This is a genomic window from Mucilaginibacter sediminis (genome assembly GCF_051903035.1).
Classification (GTDB): Bacteria; Bacteroidota; Bacteroidia; order Sphingobacteriales; family Sphingobacteriaceae; genus Mucilaginibacter.
The window spans coordinates 3,269,768-3,289,746 of the sequence record NZ_CP170602.1; the positions used below are offsets into that span (position 1 = coordinate 3,269,768).

A 19,979-nucleotide genomic window follows, 5' to 3' on the forward strand; every position below is an offset into this window, starting at 1 on the left:
TTCGTCCGTTCTTTGAACTATTGATTAAAACGAAGTTAGGAAGTTCACAGCATGTTGCTGTTTGTACCCTATAAATTGCATGAACAACTGATTAAACAGACCTTTCAGGCCACCTATGGCCGGGATTGGCGCTGCTATCAGTGGCCCGAACTTACATTTGAGCAGTTTTTTGATATTATAAGCGGCGGCAGCCATAAGCATACATTTATTTGCTTGTTTAAGTCCTTTAGTGTTTATTCGGTCTAAGCTCGTGTAATTAATTAAGGAGCCGAATACCGGTTCGACTGTACTGGAGCGCAGCGACATCATCTGTTTACCTCTGGGGCTCTCTACCCGCCGTTGCATATATTCATAAAGCGGTTTGTCCGCAGAGTCAACCAGCTTCTTGAAGCCTTTTTTATTGGCGCAAATGTCCTTAAATGGACAGTTTTTGCAATCACTAATGCTGGACTCATAAATCTTCTTGAAAACAGTCGGTTCATTATAAGCAGATTCGATGCGTTTGAAGGGCAGATGGACACCCATTATACAAGTATACCGGTCATAGTTATCATCGTATATGAACCCTTCGCCTTCCCTTGAAGACTTATAAGTTCCGGGAGCAGGAATATATCCTTTCATACCATTGGCAGTTAATGCCCGTATAGCTTTACCGCTACTGTAGCCTGTATCTGCCAGAATTTCTTCAACCTGAATGGCATGGTCAGCCATGTTACCGGCAATCTGCGGTAGTATTACCGGCAAAGAACTGTTGTCAGCCTCGTTTCCCTTAAATGCCTGTATATAGGTTATGCAATGACTGGCTGTATCCACACTCATTTGCGACCGGTAATACAATCTCATCGGTTTACCTGGCTTGGTGGTTAAACGGGCATCCGGGTCTGAAGGGCTGAAGTGTGTTTGATTGGTCGGCGCAACGTCTTTATTCTTCGGCCCTTCATCATTGTCGCTTTTTGGCTCCTTCGGCTTTGCAGGATCATCCTCGATATTATCATTCAATTCCCGGCTGAACACAGATGCATCTTCCATCACTATCCGCTCAACCATACTTTGTTTAGCCGCATTGGCAGGTATTAAAGCACTGTCCACAGCTTGCCGTTTGCCGCTAATCATCCCGTTATTAATGCAAAGCTTCAGTACTTGCTTAAACAATTCAAGGAATGTTTCCTCTCCAAAAAGCTTGCGGGTGCGGCTTAACGTAGAATGCCACGGTAATTCCTGGCCAAGGTCATAACCGAGAAAATAAAGAATGTCCATCCGCATTCCCGATGAAATAACAATCCGGCGGTCGCTATTAATATTTTCGAGATAACCAACGAGCATCAATTTCATAAATACAACCGGGTCGATGCTTTTTTGACCTTCCTTGCCATAATACTTCAAAGTTGTCGGATACAAGAAGTCTAAATCAAGCAAACTTTTTAACCGACGGTAAAAATTATCAGCTGGTACGTAGTCGGAAAGCTGAAACTGTATGAACAAGCTTTCTTGGTGTATTTTCTTCCCTTGCATGCGCTAATATACTAATAATCAATATTTTAATCAATATTTCAAAGAACTTAATTCTAAAGCCACTGTTGGCTTGTTTAGTTGTGCAACAGTCACCTCTCCAAAGGAGAGGGTTCTTACTAAACGAGTTAGATACCTCTAATAGCACTGTGTATTTTTCTAAAATTCAAGATTTTAAATCCAAATCCATACCAAGGGAAGAGGTCACGCTAAATTTTTCTGTTGGGTTGTTTAGCTAATATTTCTTTTATCTTCAGAAACACATTTTGAGGATGCCGTAATACTTGGTCGTTAGTAAATCGGATAACGTGAAAACCTAATTCATTTAAAACGGAAGTTCTTAAATCATCCTGTTCTTCGGTAAACAGGTGATATCCGCCGTCTATCTCAATGACCAATCCTTTTCCCAAACAAACAAAATCGGCAATATAGCCATCAATGGCGTGCTGCCTTCTTATTTTATAGCCGGTTTTATTATTCCTTAAAAGCTGCCACATCATGTTTTCTGCTTCGGTAGGGTGCCGCCTGTTTGCCTTTGAATTCTCCTTAAGAATCTCCCATAAAATAAGGTTGGCAGTTTCAAATCCTTGCCACTTGCTTTTAGTGCCGGTAATATTTACATCATTTTTACTCATGAAACTAATTGAACCGATTATATATTAATCATGAAATCAGAATATAGTATTTGAACAGGATGCGCCGAAGCCAACCTTACAAATCAAAAGCCCTCTCCTTTGGAGAGGGTTTGGGTGAGGCTTTTTCTCATATACCCCCTCACCTCTTCATTAATATCCTCCTTAAAATACATCCTGAAGTAATGATTGTGCTGGTTGGTGCCGGGTACGGTTTTTATTTTGCTGAAACAGAGGTTATCGGCATATATTTCATTAAACAAAAAAACCACATCAATAAAGTTTTTGCCTAATTGGGTTATATAGGCAAAATTTGTATGCAGACCAAGTGCTATCATACTTTTAGTAGGATAAACTTTGATTGGCGCCATGGCTAAAAGCTCTTCCACCAGGTGATCAAACAACTCAACTGTATGATCGGATTTACCATTCAAAAAATCACCCAGGTTGCGTTCGCGACAGGAGTGTACCTGGTTGGTATTTGTAAATTCGCGGCTACAAATGGGGCATATCCACATAAAGTTATTAGTTAGGCCGTTTTAACCTCCCTACCTAAAACACTGTTTTTGTAGCTGTAGGTAAAGTAAATAACCAGGCCTATTACCAGCCATATCAGAAACCGGAGCCAATTGGTATAGCCAAGCTCGGTCATGAGGTAAAAGCAGCTCATGAGCCCTAAAACGGGTATCAGCGAAAAGTTTTTGAGGAAACTATATATAGCAATTATAATAATGAGGATAAAGAACAGGTAATTAGGAAAATTGTACAGGAAGCCATCAAAACCAAGATGGTATTTTTTAAGCTCACTGATTGGTGTTATCCGTAAGGCGCTGTTAAATTTATCTTCTTCCAGATCTTTAAAATATTTTTTTTGCGAAGCAGTGTCAGCCAAGGCGGGTGTCCCGGTGTTGAGCTTAACTACAGAAGCATATATGGCCTTTATTTCGCCTGCGTTAAGGGCGTCAATTATGACCGGTTTTTCTCTCAGTTTTTTAAACTGCATCATTTCAACCTGGGGGGCAGGTTTAAAGTAAACTATTGAGCCCAGGATAATTATAGTTATCAATGGCACTATGTATTTGCCATTGGCGTATGGCAAATGAAATTTGCCTTTAACCGCCTCTTCGCGCGGAAGTAATAAAACACCGCCGCAAACCAGTACAAAGGCAAACAAGGTGCCTATGCTTGTTAAATCAGTCACCTCGGTAAGGTTCATGAATAAGGCAGGTATTGCCACCACAAAACCTGTAATTACTGTTGCAAAGGCAGGTGTATGATATTTGGCGTGAATGCGGGAAAACGCTTTTGGTAATAAGCCATCGCGGCTCATGCTCATCCAGATACGGGGCTGCCCTAACTGGAATATTAATAATACACTTGCCGTTGCAATTACCGCGCTTATGGATATTACGTAGCTTACCTTATGCAAGCCAACTTTGGCAAATACAAAAGCCAGCGGGTCGCCTACCTGTAAGTCTTTATAACTTACCATCCCGGTAAGCACCAATGCTATCAGGATATATAAAACCGTGCAAATAATAAGGGAATATATCATGCCGCGGGGTAAGTCGCGCTGCGGTTTTTCACATTCTTCGGCCGTGGTCGAAATAGCATCAAACCCGATATAAGCAAAAAACACACCCGAAACGCCCTTCATAACACCGCCAAAGCCATTAGGCATAAAAGGGTGCCAGTTGGCCGGGGTAACATAAAAAAAGCCCACTACAATAACGGCAATAACAATCAGTACCTTTAGGATAACCATGGCATTGGTAGCCTTTTTTGTTTCGCGGATACCAATATAAACCAGATACGTAATAATAAAAACAATACCCAGGGCCGGCAAATTGGCTATCAGCTTTAAATTACCTACGCCGGGCGCATTATCCCAGGCAATTGCCCCGGCTTTTAGCCTGTCGGCAATATCTGCAAGTACTGCCCCATGTTTGGTTACAGCTTCGTGCCCCCTTAGTGCCGAAACGTAATCCATGGTAAGGTATTTAGGTAAATGAATATTAAAGCCTTCAAGCAGGTTTACAAAATATTCGCTCCATGATATAGCTACAGCGATGTTGCCAATAGCATATTCCATTAATAAATCCCAGCCAATTATCCAGGCTATCAGTTCGCCAAAAGAAGCGTATGCGTAAGTATAGGCGCTGCCTGCTACCGGTATGCGCGATGCAAATTCGGCATAGCATAGTGCCGAAAATCCGCAGGTAACAGCAGTAACAATAAATAACAGGGAAACAGCCGGGCCTCCATGAAAAGAGGCTTCGCCGATGGTGCTGAAAATGCCCGCCCCAACTACGGCAGCTATCCCCATCAGGGTTAAATCTTTTACGTTTAATTCTTTTTTTAGTTGGGAGTTTACTGTGCCGGGATGTTCACTATCGCTGAAACCGCATTCAACATCATGTAATATTTTCGAGACTGATTTTTTACGAAATATGCTTTTCGACATTTAATTTAAATAATAAGTGCAACCTATTCCCAAACATAATCATTTTTTTGCATTAGATAAGTATATGCTTACTTTGCATCATGAAGATAGGGGTACAAGATGTTTTATACAGGATAAGGCCATTTTTTTTACTTTACCTTATTGTTTTGTGCGCCTGTTTGGTTATCAAACTGATATATACCCGCGAGCAGATTTTTTTTGTGGTAAACGGGTGGAACAGCCCCTGGGCCGATTATATTGAACCCTATATGACCGACCTTGGCGACGGCCTTACCGCGGTTACACTTTCATTGGTTTTTCTGTTATTTAGCTATCGTAAATTCCTGTTGCTGGCATCAAGCTATCTTTTAACCGGGTTTGTGGCCCAGGTAATTAAATATTTTGCCGATGCACCGAGGCCCAGTTTGTATTTTAAAGACCAATGGGCGCCGGTACATACAGTTAAAGGAGTAGAAATACTAACGTATAATAGTTTCCCTTCAGGACACACTACCAGCGCCTTTTCGGCAGCGGTAGTGCTGGCTTACCTGGCAACAAAAAAAGGCTGGGGTATCCCAGCCTTACTCATAGCCATATTAATTGGCTATTCAAGAATGTACCTTACCGAACACTTTTTTGAAGATGTTATAGGTGGCTCGGCCATCGGGGTTATCGTTACTGTTTTGTGGATTACCTGGCTGGAAAACAAGCAGTTTATCCATACCGAAAAATGGCGTACCGGGCTAATTAAAACAGTTTTTTAATAATTACCCTTCGGCAGCAAGTCTTTTTTTGCGGCGAATGGTTACCAGTACAATAATAATAATGAGTGGCAGCCCGCCATATAACCCAATTTTTACCGGGGTTGATAAACCTTTCGCGTTTGAAATATACTGATCGTTACGTTTCAAATCGGGCGCTACTTTAATCGAGTTCGAAAATTCGTTCAGCTCGGCTTTGGCAAGTTCGGTCCTGGCTTCGGGGTAGTAATATTCAAAAGTATAAGTTACATCCTGCGTGTAAAGCAAAATAAACTTTCTTAACTGGGCCGCTTCACCGGTCGATCCACTGTTATCAATCCTTAAGGTAAATACCCTTGCTTCAAGGTTGCCAATGGTAGTGTCGCGCGGGTTCATAATACTACCGTTGCGCGATTGCTTCCTGATACCATCGGCAAAAGTATTAAATACCTTTTTCAGGTCTTTTTCCTTATTTAGCGGTTTGTTGTTGGCTGCATTTTGAACGCGTATTACACTTATAAAGCCAAGGGAGGCTGTACCCTGGAAAATTTGTTGACCTAATGTATCTTTCTTGGTAAAGTTTGCAGGTAAAGAGACCGTAACCAAACTATCAATCTTGACTGGCTTAAGTACCTGACTAAAGCCTAAAGTTGCAAACAGGATGAAGCTTAAACTTAAAATTGTCTTTTTCATAGATTGTTTAACTCTAAAAAGAGCAAACGGTTTTAAAAAAGAATCGAAAGAGAGTCTTTTGCTGATTATAAAAGAATGATAATTGCTTGTTTTTTAACAGGTTGATAACTGGTTGATTAACTATTCAATAAAGCTATAACGATAATTGCCTGTTATTGTATAGTGTTTTTAATTGTACATGGCCAGATATATTATCGATTTTCCTGTTGCTTTGTGCTAACAGCATGGCTACTCCACCAAAAACCAGGTATAGCTTTCTGCATCTATTGTAAAGGTTAATTTGGCGGTATAATCGCGATTAAGTTTTACGTTGATTTTCGATTTTCCCTGCTCCAAAAATGTTGCTGATTGCGTAAGCCCCGTGTAATAAAGCGGTACTTTGATAGTCCGCGTTATTTTTTGTTTCAACGGATTATACAGCATAACAAACCCTTTAACGGGTAACTGCGGGTTTACATGCATGATGCCGTCCCAATCACGTCCATCGGCGCGCCTTAAATGAATGATGTCTGAGTTAAGAATATCGCGGTACTTTTTATACCAGTTAACTACCCCGGTTACTGTTTGCTTGGTTGCCGGGCTGTCGTACAAACGCGGGCCGCGGTAGCAAGCCTGTACACCGGCGCCATAATATTGCATCATTAAGGCTTTATAATCCTTTAAATGATCTTTTAGCGGTTCAAGCACGGCCTCGGGGCCGCCTCCCTGGTATTTGGTAAGCGGCACAAATCCCCACACCATTGATGGAATTTCGTTCCAAAGGCCATCAAAAATGTTTTGCCTGTTCAATATCACCTGCTGCTCGCGCGAAAGCGAAAAATTCACTTCGCGGTAGCCAATGGCAATTTTGTTGCTACCGTCTAAAAAATACCAATCAGGCGCGTTAATGTAAACACCCCGGTTGTTTAGCCAGTGGTACAGTTCTTTCTGAATAGCCATTTGCTGCCATTGGCTATCTTCTAAACCTTTATGCCCCGGATGAGTGGTTGATGCACAAACATCGCCGGGGTATGGACCATCGTTTTCCCAAATATCAAAGCCGGTTGTGGCATAAAACTTTTTAATTTTATCGCGGTAGCCCAATCCCCATTTGCTGCCATAGCAAGGCGCGTTCCCAAAAAGCGCACCGCCCGGTTTGCCGGTTTTAGGGTCAATAACATCATCCGAATCGCTGATGCGCCGGGAGCTGAATAACGAATAGCCGCCAATTTTAACATTTTTACCATGCGCATAATCAGCCAGCGCTTTCCACCGGTTTAAATTTTGCATGGTAGTATCTTCCTGGTTTACCTGGCTGCCAAAACTCATTATCAAAGCTTCGTACCCGGTGGCAGCGCATTGATCAATAGCACCGCGTACCTCATCGTCGCTTTTGCTTACCAGGTGCATAAAAATGGGATTGGCGGTTACCCAGGGTGCAATGGTACGGTACATTTTGCGTATGGCCAGACCGCGGCGCTCGCGGTCATAACTATCCATCAGCAATTCATAGGTTTGTATCGATGTGAAATCTTCGCCGGGCCTTAGCTGTACTCCCAATACCCTTTCGGGATATACCTCCAGCAGGCATGGTGTTTGATAATCATAGTTAACCTGCGATGTGTAGGCTGGGTCGGCCTTCCAGTGCGTGGTTTGGTCGCTAAGGATGTAGCGCATGGCATTGTTAAACGCGTAATTGCTTTCAAAATAGATACCGCGCGGCGGCTGCATTTGGGTTGTGCTGCCAACTACGGCGGTTTCTTCTTCTACCATGCCCAGTATTTCGTTAGCCACCTGGCCAATTATAATGCTACCTGTTGACTGATTTTGAACGCTAACCCATTTACTGACAAGCGGCAGGCCATCATAAATATTGTAATGTACGCTTACAACAATACCTTTTAAATCATGAAGTGCCGATTGGTAAACAAAAGTAATTGTTTTTCCGGCAGCCTGTTTTTTATTAGTGGCCCACCAGCCGTCACTTTTCCAGTTGATAATAGTTTTTATAGGGCCTACCTGGTAATGGCTGAATTTGAAATCGCTATCATTGGCTTTAAGCTCGTCTAACTGTCCGGGAACCAGGTAGGCATTTTCCTTTTGACCATACAGGCCGCCAACGTTATAGCATTTGCCATTTAGCTGGATGCGTGCTTCGGGTTTTACCGAACGTAATAACTGCTGATGGTTTTGCAGGTTAATAAAATCGTAACAGGCAACATTGGGCGTAATGCGGAAACATCGTTTTAGCAAGCCATTGTATAAAATAATGTTTTTGCCATCGGCACTTTGGTATATGGCAGCTTTTTCAAGTGCAGGCTTAACCAGCCAGTCTGCCGGTTCCTCCTGTCTGGTTGCGGTATTCCAAACGGGTAATGATTGTGCATACAACGGGGCGGTACTTTGGAAGGTGCCGATAAACAGGAATAGCGTGATTAACCTACCCCAAAATGAGTTAGCTGATTTCAAGTGTTTAGTAATTGGTTGCCATAAAAATAAGACATGTTTAGCGCATTAAGCAAGCTGCTTGCTTTACAAAGAGGTATTTAGATGCTGTTGCGCTTCGGGCGCGTTAATCTTGCCCGGTTGTATTGCTGCAATAGTATAGCGCAAACGTTGTATGATTTGTACGAAGGAGACGCAATTATGCGATTTCTACCTTGGGAGAGATAAATTTGACCATCAATACCTCGCAATGATACATTTGTAAGTTATTGACTGTCAGTATAAAATATCCGTCATTGCGAGGTACGAAGCAATCCCCGACATGCTAAGTCCCATATAGTTCGGGATTGCTTCGTACCTCGCAATGACGGTAGTTTAGAACATTGTTTAACTATATCCGTTGCGCGTCATAACGATTTTTTTCAGGGATATCCTGATGGGTACTCGCAATGACGGTAGTTTAGAACATTCGTTTAACTATATTCGTTGCACGTCATAACGCTTTTTTCAGCTTTGCCTAATGGATACTCGCAACGACGGTTTTAATAAGAACTCTTTTACCCAATCTTATCCATTTCGCCCTTTACAAACTCCGCCAGTTCCTTTACATATCCGGCGCTGAAATCAAACTTAATTCCGGCGGTTTCGTAAATTTCTTTGATGGTTTTGGTGTAGCCAAGCTTCAGGGCATCCATGTATTGTTGTAGGCCTTTCTCGGGGTTTTCTTTATAGTTTTTCCATACGGCAATTGCGCCTAACTGGGCCATGCCATACTCAATATAGTAAAATGGCACTTCAAAAATGTGCAATTGCTTTTGCCATAGGTTTGCTTCAGCATCGGGATGTTCGCTCCAGTCAACAAAACCGGCACCAAATGGTTCGTAAATTTCCATCCAGGCGGCACGTCGGTCGGCATCGGTATGGTCGGGATTGGTATAAATCCAGTGCTGAAACTGATCTACAACAGCCACCCACGGCAGGGTTTTCAATACATCGAACAATTGATCGCGTTTGGCACGTTTCAGGTCTTCCTCATTATCAAAAAACACATTCCAGTTGTCCATCGAGATCAGCTCCATCGACATAGAAGCCAGTTCGGCAACTTCGGATGGGCAATGTTTAAAATCATTTAGCTCCAGGTCGGCCGTGAGGAAGGTATGTACCGCGTGCCCGCCCTCGTGTACCATGGTGGTTAAATCGCGGAAGGTGTTGGCCGAATTCATGAAAATGAAAGGTGCACCGGTTTCAGATAGGGGATAGTTGTAACCGCCCGGTGCTTTGCCTTTGCGGCTTTCTACATCAAACAGGTTATTATCTTTCATGATCTCTAAACGCTCGCCCAGGTAACGGTTGATGTTACTGAAACACTGGATTGATTTTTCGATCAGGTCATTACCATTCTGAAACGGTTTTAACGCCGGTTTTCCCGATACATCAACATCCATGTCCCAGGGTTTCAAAGCAGGTAAATTAAGGGCTTTCTGCCGTTTTTCGGCCTGCTCGCTCAGGATAGGAACAATCTCCTTTTCAATGGCCTCGTGGAATGCATAGCAATCCTGCGGCGTATAATCAAAACGGCCCAATGCCTGGAACATGTAATCCCTGAAGTTTTCGAAGCCCGTGTTTAGCGCTACTGTATGACGCAGCTTGCGCAAGTGGTCAAAAAGCGTATCCAGTGTGTCTTTTTCCTGCAAACGGCGATTGGTTATCTTTTCCCAAACCTCCTGGCGCTTAGCGCGGTCTGTTCCTTTTAAAAACACCGATGCCTGCTCCAGGGTGTATTCCTTATCGTCAATATGAACCGACATAGCGCCCGTTATCGACTGGTATTTTTGCTGCTCCACCTGGATTTCGGTTTGTACCGGGATATTCTCTTCGCGGAAAAGCTCTAAGCTTTTTTTGATCGCCCGTAAAAACACGAAATATTTTTCGCTATCCAACTGATCGATATAAGGACTTGCAACCAGCTTTTTGTTCAACCCGTTATCATAAGGCGCGATTTTTGGTGAAATTTCGGTTGCAAAATACTGGAAGCTTTGTAGCAATTCTTCGCTGGTGGTATCGCAGGTCATGCGAATATAGCGCCAGGCCGAATCTTCTTCTAAAGCGGCCTCCAGTTCACTCCTGTCATGCAGCCATTTTTCCAGCTCCTGAACCGAGTTGATAGGGCGGTCCAATAATTCTTTGTAAAACGGTTCAAGCGTTTCCCATTTAATGTCAAGCGTAGCCGGGATATATTTTCTTGTTTTTTTGTGGATCATAATTTTCAGATGTACAGATATGCAAATATGCGGATTTAGTTGGAAAGACCGGAAGTCGGAAAGTCCGAAAGTCTTGGAGTTGGAAAGCTGGAAAGACAGGGAGTCCGAAAAGGCCAGAGAAGCTACTTTCGGACTTTACTGACTTTCCGGCTTCCGGACTTTCTCTACTTCGCCTTATACAACGTTTCAGACAATTCTTTTAACCCCTGTTCATAGCTTGTAGGTTTAAAATTGAAAGCCTTTTCAAATTTGCTGCTGTCAAAAATATAGTCGTGATCGTACTGGTAGTACATCTCTACAGTGCCCATTACCACTTTTTGAAACAGGCCTATCAGCCACAACATATACTTTCGTAAAACAAAGAATTTAGGTTTTACACCATAAACCCGGGCGGCAATAGTCATAAACTCTTTGCCGGTTATAGCCGGTGGGGTGGGCATGTGCCATACCTGGTTATCACTATCGGGGTTTTGGCCAAGCAGGAACATCGCTTTGCCGGCATCGGGAATGTAAATAAAGTTGTGTTTTTTGTTTGGATTGCCAATCCACTGGGCGGTTTGTTTAGCAGCATACTTGGTTATCACCATCATATCCACAAAGCTGTTTAACGAGTCGGTGCCATAAAAATCGGGGGCACGGGCAATGGAAGCGCGGATAGTGCCAGCCTTAACTTCATCCATCAGCATATTGGCAATGCCTGCGCGTACCTGCCCTTTTTTGCTGCAGGGGTTGTAAGGGGTATCCTCTGTCATGGGGCCATCAACCAGGCCATACATGTATACGTTATCAAAAAATATTAATCGTGCTCCGGTGGCTTTGGTAACATTGATCACATTTTGCATGATAACAGGCCATTGCGCCTGCCAAATAACTGCATCATAAACAATGCCCGCCACCAGGTAAATAACTGTTGATCCCTGGGCAGCCGCCAAAACTTCGTCATAATTTAACAGATCGGCCTTTTGCCAGGTTACATTTTTACCTGTAATGTTTACCGGTTTGCGGCTCACCAAACGAATGGTTTGGTTGGCGTTAATCAATTCGCGGGTGAGTGCGTTTGCTACTGTACCGCCGGCTCCTAATATGGTGTGCATCATCTTTTCGTTTTTGTTTATCCAAAGATATGGTGGCTATGAATATCAAAACGTTAACAAAAGATAATAAAAACACGATTTAAGGATTATACAGGATTTGATGTGCAGATTTCAGATGTGCAGATGACTTAGACATTTTAGTTGAATTGCGGAACTTAGCTTTTGGCCTTAAGCCTTCCGCTTTAAAGCTCATCAGGCGCTTATCTTCATAATCCTTCTCCTGATCCGCGAAAGCGAAACCGGGGTGATGCCTAAAAAATTGGCTATATAATGTTGAGGGATGCGCTGCATTACTTCGCCGCCGGTTTCAAGTAATTTATGGTAGCGTTCTTCGGGTGTTTGGGTGATGAAAGAGGCTACACGGTCTTCATAGCAAATAAGATAGTGTTCTGCCATTAGCCGGCCAAAGCGCTCCATTTTGAAACTCATTATTTGGTTGGCGCAAACCTCCTGTAGGGCATTATGGCTCAAGGTAACAATTTGCGAATCTTCCAAAGCCTGGATATAGAATAAACCTGGTTGGCGGGTAAGGAAGCTTTTGTAGGAGCTGAGCATCTCATCCTCGAAACTAAAATACCCGGTTATTTCTTCGCCATCTTTAACATGAAAGTACCTTACCGCACCCTTTACAACCAAACCAATGTGGTTGCATACGTTTCCCGGCTCGGCAAAGTTTTTTTTCTTTTTTAGGGCGGTTACTTCCAGGTACCCGGAAAGTATACTCCATTCGTCATCAGTAAGCACTACATATAAATGAAAATGCTCCCTGAATTTGTTGAGGGCCGTTAGCGCGTCCATATTCTATCTAACAGGAATAATACGGCAAATACAACACTGGCAATACCGTTGGTGGTCATAAATGCAAAGTTTACCCGGCTCAAATCGTTCGGTTTTACCAACAGGTGCTGGTAAATTAACATGGCGCAGAAAAACGCTATGCCTACGTAATATAAGATACCAACATGGGTAAATAACACCGGCATCATTATAAATAAAGCCGACAACACATGCAAAAACGTTGACAGCCGTAATGCATTTACTTTACCCAGATAAGCGGGGATAGAATGCAGGTTTTGGCTGCGGTCGAAATCTTCATCCTGCAGGGCATAAATAATATCAAATCCGCTAACCCAACATAAAACCGAAAGTGAGAAAAATATGGGTGTTAACGCAAATTCGCCCGTCACTACCAGGTAAGCGCCGATGGGAGCTAAGGATAAGCCCAGGCCCAAAACTAAATGACAAAGTGCGGTAAAGCGTTTGGTAGCACTATAGCCCATTACCACAAATAAAGCAACTGGCGACAGGTAAAAGCACAAAGGATTGATAAAAAATGTGGCTGCTATAAACAAGCCGCAGTTGATCAATGTAAAGGTTAAAGCCGAGGCCGCGCTGATACGCCCCGCCGGGATATCCCGTTGTTTAGTGCGTGGGTTTTGGGCATCGATGTCCCTATCCAGATAGCGGTTAAAAGCCATGGCCGAGTTGCGGGCGAAGATCATGCACAGCACCATTAACACCAGCTTGCGCCAATCGAAAGTGTGTTGCGTAGTGGTTACCGCCAAAAAAAAGCCGATAAATGCAAACGGCATGGCAAAGATGGTGTGGGTAAATGTTACTAATGAAAGGTATTTTTTCATGTTATACTAAAAATCACTTTTAACGTGTATAAAATTTGCTTTTCAAAAATTGATATATTGAACACTACCACGAAGCATAAAACATGCTTTCGCCCTCAATAAAATTATCAACAAAATTCTTTTTAAAATCAGCACTAAAAGGACTATTTAAATCCAAATAAATCATAACCTTTTCTACTGATCGTTTTTCGAAATAAGGAACACAGTTCTCGAAATCTGCATAAAATTCTTTTATTACACCTTTTCTTTGGTAACCTTTTTCCACAAAGTAAAGTACGTCATTACCATCATCATCTTTGTGAAACCAGTCATTATAACGAGCGATGTATTCTGGATTAGCACTAAGTTCATCTTTAGTGAAACCTTCTAAACCTTCATCTTTTGTAGGTCTAACGTGCGATAAATCTAAACCCATGTTTACGTCTAATCTCTCGGCTCATAATGTGGTACCACAAAACTCTTATTAATATTATCTATAAAATCCAAAATCTCGTCCCGGCCCAATTGCAGCTCGGCCGAGGTGATGAAGTATTGTGGGGCTTCTTCAAAAGTTTCCAGCAGGGCTTTTTTAAATTTGGCTATGTTTTGGTCGGTTTTTACGCTCGATTGCTTGTCTGCCTTGGTGAAAACCAGTACAAACGACAAGCCTTTTTCGCCCAGCCAGTTACAAAATTCGATATCTATTTTTTGTGGTTCCAGGCGGCTATCTATCAATACCATAACGCATTGCAGGCTTTCGCGCTTATCAAGGTAGTTATGGATAAATTTATTCCAGTTGGCTTTGTTTGTTTTGGATGCCCGGGCATATCCGTAGCCGGGTAAATCAACAATATACCAGCTGTCGTTAATAAAAAAGTGGTTTATCAACTGGGTTTTACCTGGTGTTTGCGATGTTTTGGCTAATCCCTTTTTTTGCGTGAGCATATTGATCAGCGAAGATTTGCCTACGTTTGAGCGCCCTATAAAAGCGTACTCGGCCTTAATGGGCGGCGGTAGCTTCGAAATTTGGGTATTGCTGCAAATAAATTCGGCCGTTTTAACAATCATGCTGCAAAGGTAATTATTTTTAACTGCCAGCACGTGGCAGCCTTAGACTTGATGAACCAATGTGCCTTAGCTTGTTTACAATAGGTAAACAAATGTAAATGCAATAATACCTAAATTTGATGTTTAAACATGTAAAAAATGAACAATTATAAAATACCAGCCCAAACCCGCATTGGTCATGTGCATTTAAAGGTAAGCGACCTGCAAAAATCCCTTGATTTTTATTGCGGTTTGCTTGGTTTTGATAAAATGGCTATGTATGGCGACCAGGCCGCGTTTATATCTGCCGGGGGGTATCATCACCATATTGGCTTAAATACCTGGCACAGTAAAGGCGCTTCGCCCGCGCCGGAATATGCACCCGGTTTATACCATACTGCTATACTTTACCCCGAACGTAAGGATCTTGCTGCAATTTTGCAGCGGCTGATTGATGCCAAATACCCCATCACCGGCGCATCAGATCATGGCGTATCCGAGGCCATCTACCTAAATGATCCCGACCAGAATGGTGTTGAACTTTACTGGGACAGGCCAAAAGAAAACTGGCCACTTGATGAAAATGGCGATCTGACCATGTTTACCAGGAGGCTGGATATTGAAGGGCTTTTGAACACGATTTAAGGATTGTACAGGATTGACAGGATTTTTTTGATTGTCCGAGTAAGTCTGAACTCGGATTAAGCGGATTTATCAGATTTTTTGGATTTTGATTTGCAAGCTTCTAATTTTGAGATAGATTTTTTCGTAATGGCAGCCGACCATTCCATGAAATCCTGCACAATCTGATAAATCCGCTTAATCCGAGTTCAGAAAAAAAGAAAAAATCCTGTCAATCCTGCAAAATCCCTAAATCGTGTTATAACTCTTTTATCCTGATGTTACGGAAATACGCCTTATGCCCATGGTCCTGCAGGGCAATTAAACCGGTTTTAGCGGCGCCATAGTCGGGGTAATCTTTCCATTTACCTTCGGCTTTTTTCTTGTTCCATTCGCCGGTCCAGGCTTCAAAAGCTATTATTTTCGATCCGTTTAGCCAATGCTCTACATGGCCATTGTTGAATACTATTTTACTGATGTTCCATTTACCAACAGGTTCCAGTTTTTTAAGGGTGTTGGGCAGGTACATGGCATAATCGCAGCCCGTTTTTTGCCATTCTTCCAATTTGTCGGGCCAGCCTTCATCGTCGATGATCTGGTATTCGGGACCGGTGTTATAGGTGGCATGGTATTTCGGGTCTTCAATTACGTGGTATAGTACGCCGCTGTTGCTGCCCTTGTCAATTTTCCATTCCCACTCCAGCTCAAAGTTGGTATAAGCTTTATCAGTTACAATATCGCCGCCGGTATCGCCTTCGGCCGCGCCCAGGCAAACCAGCGCGCCATCAACAATGGTCCAGTTTTTAACCTCGCCTTTTTTGTTGAAGCTATGCCAGCCATTTAAAGTTTTACCATCAAAAAGGTTTACCCATGGGCCCCTTTTAACAGCCGCTTTTTTTACGTGCGGCGGTACTTTTACACTAACCGCCGATGTTTGCACACAAACCAAAGCCGCCGCAGCCATTACCAACCCCAGTTTTTTCAATTGTTGTTTCATTAGATTTGATTGAATTTTCTTCCGTCTTGACTCTTAATTCTTAACTCTTCTTCGAAACCTGCATTTTCTCCGGATCCCAAAACATGGGACTATTATTATAATAGCTATCGTTGCATAACAGGGCAGGCGCGGCAGCGCGATAACCAAACACGGCATCTTCGGTTACCTTGCCATTATTACGGATGGCAGTAAAAAAGTTGACCATGTGATCATAAGGACCGCCCATATAACCCTTATCGGCATCATACGTAATTTCTTCAGGCGGCAACATCTTTTTACGTTCGGCATACCCAACACCGGCTTTCTTCAATTTATCTAAATAAAAGGGATCGTCGGATGCAAAAGTTTTGTTGCGTTTAAGGGTTACTTTATCCCACGTAATATCCATAGATCCTTCGCTGCCTACAAGTTTTAAATAGGTAGTGCCGCTGGTGCCATCCACAAAATTACACCTCAGCGAAAGGTTGAATGCCGGGTGCGCCTGGGTTTTGCCGTAATCAAAAGTACCCAACAATACATCGGGCACTTCGCGGCCATCATTCCAGAAACGCAGCCCGCCCGATGCATAAATTTTATTCGGCCCCATCGAGTCGGTTATAAAGTGCAGGCTCGAAAACAGGTGCACAAATAAATCGCCTGCCATGCCGGTGCCGTAATCGGTATAGTTTCTCCAGCGGAAAAACCTTTTTTCATCAAAGGGGCGTTTTTTGGTATTGCTGATGTAGGTTTCCCAATCCAGCGTTTGGGGCGATGCATCTGCCGGGATGGGGTATTGCCAAACCTCCAGCGGTTCGCGGCGCGCCCAAAATCCTTCTGCATAATTCAGCTGACCGATAGCACCGCTTTTTAACAGTTCATGCGCTTTCTCGTTACCTAACGATGATACGCCCTGGCTGCCCACCTGGAAAATTTTCCCGGTTTCCTGTTGGGCTTTTATCACTGCCGGGCCCTCGGTAATGGCATGTACCATGGGTTTTTCGCAATATACATGTTTGCCGGCATGCATGGCATCAACAGATATTTGCTGATGCCAATGATCGGGCGTGGCAATTATTACGGCATCAATGTCTTTACGGTTCAGGATTTCTTTATAAACCCTGGTGGTAAAAATATCGGCCCCGTATTTGGCTTTGGCATCTTTAAGGCGGCCATCATACAAATCGCAAACAGCTACCAGCTTTACGCCGGGAACTTTTAGCGCTGTATCAGTATCGCTGTTGCCCATACCACCAGCACCTATCAAGGCAATGTTAATCTGATCGTTAAGCTCATAACCCAATTGCCTTTTTAATATGGCGAAGGGTTTAACGGTACTTTGCGATGCAAACAGGCTGTTGCCAACCGCAACGGCGGCAGTGGTTGTGGTTAATTTTTTAATAAAACTCCGGCGCGAGGATTCTTGTTTTTCTTTCATAGATAAGGGACAATCAATTGATGTATAATTTTAATTTAAAGAAAGCCTGAAAAATTGTTCTCCTTTTTAAAGGATAGCCTTGCTGCATTTGCTTAGCCTTAAATTGGTTTTTAAAATTAGCGAATTGACTTAACATTTACACAAGCCTGTCAACTTAATCCAACCAGATAAAATCAATCAACATACAATCATTATCTTTGCGCACATTATAAAATGAGCAAAACCATAACTCCGTACAATAATGAGCAGGCCACCAAGAAAGAACAGGTGGCCGATATGTTCAATAATATATCAAAAACATATGATTTTTTGAACCATTTCATGTCTTTAGGCATCGATATCATCTGGCGCAAAAAAGCTATCAACGAATTAAAAAAAGATCGGCCCAAACTGATCCTCGACGTAGCTACCGGCACCGGCGATTTTGCCTTTGAGGCCTTAAAGATCCTGAAGCCCGAAAAAATTGTTGGTGTAGATATCTCACGCGGGATGCTTGACATTGCTGAGCAAAAAATTGCTAAACGTGGTCTGGGCGATAAATTTGGAGTAAAACTGGGCGATTCGGAGAAGCTGCCTTTTGCCAATAATGAATTTGACGCCGTTACAGTGGCATACGGTGTACGCAATTTCGAGAACCTGGAAGTTGGCCTGGCCGATATTCAACGGGTTTTAAAACCTGGTGGCAAAGCTGTGGTATTGGAGTTTTCAAAACCGAAAGCATTCCCTATAAAACAGTTGTACAATTTTTACTTTAACTATATAACGCCGGGTATCGGCAAGTTATTCAGTAAAGACTCCCGCGCGTATAGCTACCTGCCCGAGTCGGTTGCCGCTTTCCCCGATGGCAAAAATTTTGTGGCTTTAATGGATAAAGTAGGTTTTAAAAATACCAAACACAGGCCGTTGGCGTTTGGAATTTGTTCGATATACACAGGTGTTAAATGATCAAAAACCGGTACCTCTTACTTTTATGCCTTTTATTTTGCAGCAAAATGTCGCTTGCACAATACGTACCGGCATGGGGCGGAGGGGCCGATCAGCAAGACCTGAGCTTTGGTTTTAGCTTTAGTTATGTAAGCAGCGACCTGCGGATAGTTAAAAAGCCCGACTGGCGCAAACCCTTTTTTGACGCCGCCACCAACAAAAACATTACCGACTCGGTAAACAGCATAGGCTCAAAAAGCCAGCCCGGCTTTGCCATCGGCTTTTTAACCCGCTACACCTTAACCGAACATTTTGAAGTACGTGTAACCCCATCACTGGTTTTTGCCGACCGGAACCTGAGTTATACTTACGCCAATCCCGACCAGAACCAGGTAAAGCAAATTCAAACGACTTCGGTGGAAGTGCCTCTATCTTTTAAAATAAAATCCGACAGGCTGGGCGATTTTCGCGCTTATATTTTAGGTGGAGTAAAATACACCAAGGCCATCGGCACCAAAAAGGATGAAACCAATCTTGATCCTTTAGATAAGATGGTTAAAAACGTTGGCGGTTTTAGCTCCTACGAAGCGGGCCTGGGCTGCGATATCTATTTCGAATTTTTTAAGCTGTCGCCACAAATCAAAGTATCCAACTCCTTTGGCAATATCCTGGTGCCCGAGAATCACCCGTTTTCGGCACCTATCAGTAAGTTGTCGTTGCATACGGTAATGTTTAGTTTGTTTTTTGAGTAAAACCGTTTATTGCCCGGGTGGCTAAAACCCGCGTACCGGCGCTACGCGCGGCACCCTCATCTACACGCGAAGCAACCGAACTCAACCTTTTTTTTTAGCTTTGGCATTTAAGCATATCGTATATATGAAGATTATTGCCATAGGCCGCAACTATGCCGAACATGCCAAAGAGTTAAATAACCCGGTGCCAACTACCCCGGTTATTTTCATGAAACCCGACACTGCGCTTTTAAAAGATAACAAGCCATTTTATCATCCCGATTTTTCGGAGGATATTCACCACGAGATTGAATTGGTGCTTAAAGTGAGCAAGGAAGGCAAGCACATAGGCGAAAAATTTGCCGCCGGTTATTATGACGAGATAGGCCTGGGAGTTGATTTTACCGCCCGCGATATCCAGGCCCGCCATAAAGAAAAAGGGTTACCCTGGGAACTGGCCAAGGCTTTTGATGGCTCGGCGCCTATCAGCAGCTTTGTACCCAAATCAAAATTTGCCGATATTTATAATATTAATTTCAAGCTGGATATCAACGGTGAAACCCGCCAGCAGGGTAATACCAACATGCTGCTTTTCAGCTTCGAGAGCATCATCGCCTTTGTATCCCGCTATATCACCCTAAAAAAAGGCGACCTGATATTTACCGGCACACCTGCAGGTGTAGGCCGGGTAAAGGTTGGCGACAGGCTGGAAGGATATATCGGGGATGAAAAAATGCTGGATTTTTGGGTGAAGTAAGCAAGTTGCTATTGTAGAGACGCATAATTGCGTCTCCCGCATGCAAATCACACACGCAAATTAACAATGCCGT

Annotated in this window: 19 protein-coding genes; 5 read left to right on the forward strand and 14 right to left on the reverse strand. The window is 43.1% G+C overall.

Annotation, left to right across the window (positions count from 1 at the left end):
• Positions 1 to 24: 24 nt before the first annotated feature.
• From ACFGVS_RS13040 to ACFGVS_RS13055, 4 genes are all read right to left on the reverse strand, one after another.
• Positions 25 to 1,512 (reverse strand): IS1182 family transposase, encoded by a 1,488-nt coding sequence (locus ACFGVS_RS13040; RefSeq protein WP_439698955.1) that lies wholly within the window; start codon positions 1,510 to 1,512, stop codon positions 25 to 27.
• Between the two features lie 206 nt (positions 1,513 to 1,718).
• Positions 1,719 to 2,144, reverse strand: a complete 426-nt coding sequence (locus ACFGVS_RS13045; RefSeq protein WP_439698956.1) for an endonuclease domain-containing protein — start codon at positions 2,142 to 2,144, stop codon at positions 1,719 to 1,721.
• Between the two features lie 83 nt (positions 2,145 to 2,227).
• Positions 2,228 to 2,659 carry a DUF5655 domain-containing protein gene (locus ACFGVS_RS13050; protein WP_439698957.1) on the reverse strand — a complete coding sequence of 144 codons (432 nt, stop codon included), beginning with the start codon at positions 2,657 to 2,659 and terminating at the stop codon, positions 2,228 to 2,230.
• Positions 2,660 to 2,670: 11 nt separating this feature from the next.
• Positions 2,671 to 4,605 (reverse strand): amino acid permease, encoded by a 1,935-nt coding sequence (locus ACFGVS_RS13055; protein ID WP_439698958.1) that lies wholly within the window; start codon positions 4,603 to 4,605, stop codon positions 2,671 to 2,673.
• An 80-nt stretch (positions 4,606 to 4,685) separates the two neighbouring features.
• Here ACFGVS_RS13055 and ACFGVS_RS13060 point away from each other — a divergent pair, with 80 nt between their 5' ends.
• A complete protein-coding gene (locus ACFGVS_RS13060) occupies positions 4,686 to 5,348 on the forward strand; it encodes a phosphatase PAP2 family protein (protein WP_439698959.1) in 663 nt (220 codons plus the stop codon).
• Between the two features lie 3 nt (positions 5,349 to 5,351).
• On the opposite strand, the gene ACFGVS_RS13065 is transcribed toward ACFGVS_RS13060, so the two are convergent.
• The 8 genes from ACFGVS_RS13065 to yihA form a co-directional block, all read right to left on the reverse strand.
• Positions 5,352 to 6,017, reverse strand: coding sequence for a hypothetical protein (locus ACFGVS_RS13065; RefSeq protein ID WP_274212041.1), 666 nt, complete (start codon positions 6,015 to 6,017; stop codon positions 5,352 to 5,354).
• A 228-nt stretch (positions 6,018 to 6,245) separates the two neighbouring features.
• A complete protein-coding gene (locus ACFGVS_RS13070; RefSeq protein ID WP_439698960.1) occupies positions 6,246 to 8,465 on the reverse strand; it encodes an alpha-galactosidase in 2,220 nt (739 codons plus the stop codon).
• 533 nt (positions 8,466 to 8,998) lie between these two features.
• Complete coding sequence (locus ACFGVS_RS13075) at positions 8,999 to 10,702, reverse strand: M3 family oligoendopeptidase (RefSeq protein WP_439698961.1); 1,704 nt, start codon at positions 10,700 to 10,702, stop codon at positions 8,999 to 9,001.
• Positions 10,703 to 10,866: 164 nt separating this feature from the next.
• On the reverse strand, positions 10,867 to 11,799 hold the full coding sequence (locus tag ACFGVS_RS13080) for an NAD-dependent epimerase/dehydratase family protein (RefSeq protein ID WP_439698962.1): 933 nt from the start codon (positions 11,797 to 11,799) through the stop codon (positions 10,867 to 10,869).
• Between the two features lie 189 nt (positions 11,800 to 11,988).
• A complete protein-coding gene (locus tag ACFGVS_RS13085) occupies positions 11,989 to 12,594 on the reverse strand; it encodes a Crp/Fnr family transcriptional regulator (protein WP_439698963.1) in 606 nt (201 codons plus the stop codon).
• The gene (locus tag ACFGVS_RS13090) at positions 12,582 to 13,436 is read right to left on the reverse strand and encodes a UbiA-like polyprenyltransferase (RefSeq protein ID WP_090651286.1); all 855 of its coding nucleotides are present in this window, start codon (positions 13,434 to 13,436) and stop codon (positions 12,582 to 12,584) included. The genes ACFGVS_RS13085 and ACFGVS_RS13090 overlap by 13 nt, the downstream gene beginning before the upstream one ends.
• 64 nt (positions 13,437 to 13,500) lie before the next feature.
• Positions 13,501 to 13,851: a hypothetical protein gene (locus ACFGVS_RS13095; RefSeq protein WP_439698964.1), complete on the reverse strand. Its 351-nt coding sequence runs from the start codon at positions 13,849 to 13,851 to the stop codon at positions 13,501 to 13,503.
• An 8-nt stretch (positions 13,852 to 13,859) separates the two neighbouring features.
• Entirely contained in the window at positions 13,860 to 14,483 is a 624-nt protein-coding gene (yihA, locus tag ACFGVS_RS13100; RefSeq protein WP_439698965.1) for a ribosome biogenesis GTP-binding protein YihA/YsxC, read from the reverse strand.
• A gap of 138 nt (positions 14,484 to 14,621) precedes the next feature.
• On the opposite strand from yihA, the gene ACFGVS_RS13105 reads away from it, so the two are divergent.
• Positions 14,622 to 15,107 (forward strand): VOC family protein, encoded by a 486-nt coding sequence (locus ACFGVS_RS13105; RefSeq protein WP_439698966.1) that lies wholly within the window; start codon positions 14,622 to 14,624, stop codon positions 15,105 to 15,107.
• Positions 15,108 to 15,342: 235 nt separating this feature from the next.
• Here ACFGVS_RS13105 and ACFGVS_RS13110 read toward each other — a convergent pair whose 3' ends face one another.
• Positions 15,343 to 16,080, reverse strand: a complete 738-nt coding sequence (locus ACFGVS_RS13110; RefSeq protein ID WP_439698967.1) for a 3-keto-disaccharide hydrolase — start codon at positions 16,078 to 16,080, stop codon at positions 15,343 to 15,345.
• A 40-nt stretch (positions 16,081 to 16,120) separates the two neighbouring features.
• Complete coding sequence (locus tag ACFGVS_RS13115; RefSeq protein ID WP_439698968.1) at positions 16,121 to 17,494, reverse strand: Gfo/Idh/MocA family protein; 1,374 nt, start codon at positions 17,492 to 17,494, stop codon at positions 16,121 to 16,123.
• A gap of 213 nt (positions 17,495 to 17,707) precedes the next feature.
• On the opposite strand from ACFGVS_RS13115, the gene ubiE reads away from it, so the two are divergent.
• From ubiE to ACFGVS_RS13130, 3 genes are all read left to right on the forward strand, one after another.
• Positions 17,708 to 18,439, forward strand: a complete 732-nt coding sequence (gene ubiE, locus ACFGVS_RS13120; RefSeq protein ID WP_090651292.1) for a bifunctional demethylmenaquinone methyltransferase/2-methoxy-6-polyprenyl-1,4-benzoquinol methylase UbiE — start codon at positions 17,708 to 17,710, stop codon at positions 18,437 to 18,439.
• A 47-nt stretch (positions 18,440 to 18,486) separates the two neighbouring features.
• Positions 18,487 to 19,170, forward strand: a complete 684-nt coding sequence (locus ACFGVS_RS13125; RefSeq protein WP_439698969.1) for an outer membrane beta-barrel protein — start codon at positions 18,487 to 18,489, stop codon at positions 19,168 to 19,170.
• 124 nt (positions 19,171 to 19,294) lie between these two features.
• Positions 19,295 to 19,906, forward strand: coding sequence for a fumarylacetoacetate hydrolase family protein (locus ACFGVS_RS13130; protein WP_439698970.1), 612 nt, complete (start codon positions 19,295 to 19,297; stop codon positions 19,904 to 19,906).
• Positions 19,907 to 19,979 lie beyond the last annotated feature (73 nt).

What these genes read in the sequence shown, in the direction of transcription:
- ACFGVS_RS13065 (WP_274212041.1), bottom strand. Translation starts at nt 6,017, where the DNA reads ATGAAAAAGACAATTTTAAGTTTAAGCTTCATCCTGTTTGCAACTTTA.
- ACFGVS_RS13075 (WP_439698961.1), bottom strand. Translation starts at nt 10,702, where the DNA reads ATGATCCACAAAAAAACAAGAAAATATATCCCGGCTACGCTTGACATT.
- ACFGVS_RS13090 (WP_090651286.1), bottom strand. Translation starts at nt 13,436, where the DNA reads ATGAAAAAATACCTTTCATTAGTAACATTTACCCACACCATCTTTGCC.
- ACFGVS_RS13105 (WP_439698966.1), top strand. Translation starts at nt 14,622, where the DNA reads ATGAACAATTATAAAATACCAGCCCAAACCCGCATTGGTCATGTGCAT.
- ACFGVS_RS13060 (WP_439698959.1), top strand. Translation starts at nt 4,686, where the DNA reads ATGAAGATAGGGGTACAAGATGTTTTATACAGGATAAGGCCATTTTTT.
- ACFGVS_RS13050 (WP_439698957.1), bottom strand. Translation starts at nt 2,659, where the DNA reads ATGTGGATATGCCCCATTTGTAGCCGCGAATTTACAAATACCAACCAG.
- yihA (WP_439698965.1), bottom strand. Translation starts at nt 14,483, where the DNA reads ATGATTGTTAAAACGGCCGAATTTATTTGCAGCAATACCCAAATTTCG.
- ACFGVS_RS13055 (WP_439698958.1), bottom strand. Translation starts at nt 4,605, where the DNA reads ATGTCGAAAAGCATATTTCGTAAAAAATCAGTCTCGAAAATATTACAT.
- ACFGVS_RS13080 (WP_439698962.1), bottom strand. Translation starts at nt 11,799, where the DNA reads ATGATGCACACCATATTAGGAGCCGGCGGTACAGTAGCAAACGCACTC.
- ACFGVS_RS13045 (WP_439698956.1), bottom strand. Translation starts at nt 2,144, where the DNA reads ATGAGTAAAAATGATGTAAATATTACCGGCACTAAAAGCAAGTGGCAA.
- ACFGVS_RS13110 (WP_439698967.1), bottom strand. Translation starts at nt 16,080, where the DNA reads ATGAAACAACAATTGAAAAAACTGGGGTTGGTAATGGCTGCGGCGGCT.
- ACFGVS_RS13125 (WP_439698969.1), top strand. Translation starts at nt 18,487, where the DNA reads ATGTCGCTTGCACAATACGTACCGGCATGGGGCGGAGGGGCCGATCAG.
- ACFGVS_RS13085 (WP_439698963.1), bottom strand. Translation starts at nt 12,594, where the DNA reads ATGGACGCGCTAACGGCCCTCAACAAATTCAGGGAGCATTTTCATTTA.
- ACFGVS_RS13115 (WP_439698968.1), bottom strand. Translation starts at nt 17,494, where the DNA reads ATGAAAGAAAAACAAGAATCCTCGCGCCGGAGTTTTATTAAAAAATTA.
- ACFGVS_RS13040 (WP_439698955.1), bottom strand. Translation starts at nt 1,512, where the DNA reads ATGCAAGGGAAGAAAATACACCAAGAAAGCTTGTTCATACAGTTTCAG.
- ACFGVS_RS13130 (WP_439698970.1), top strand. Translation starts at nt 19,295, where the DNA reads ATGAAGATTATTGCCATAGGCCGCAACTATGCCGAACATGCCAAAGAG.
- ACFGVS_RS13095 (WP_439698964.1), bottom strand. Translation starts at nt 13,851, where the DNA reads ATGGGTTTAGATTTATCGCACGTTAGACCTACAAAAGATGAAGGTTTA.
- ubiE (WP_090651292.1), top strand. Translation starts at nt 17,708, where the DNA reads ATGAGCAAAACCATAACTCCGTACAATAATGAGCAGGCCACCAAGAAA.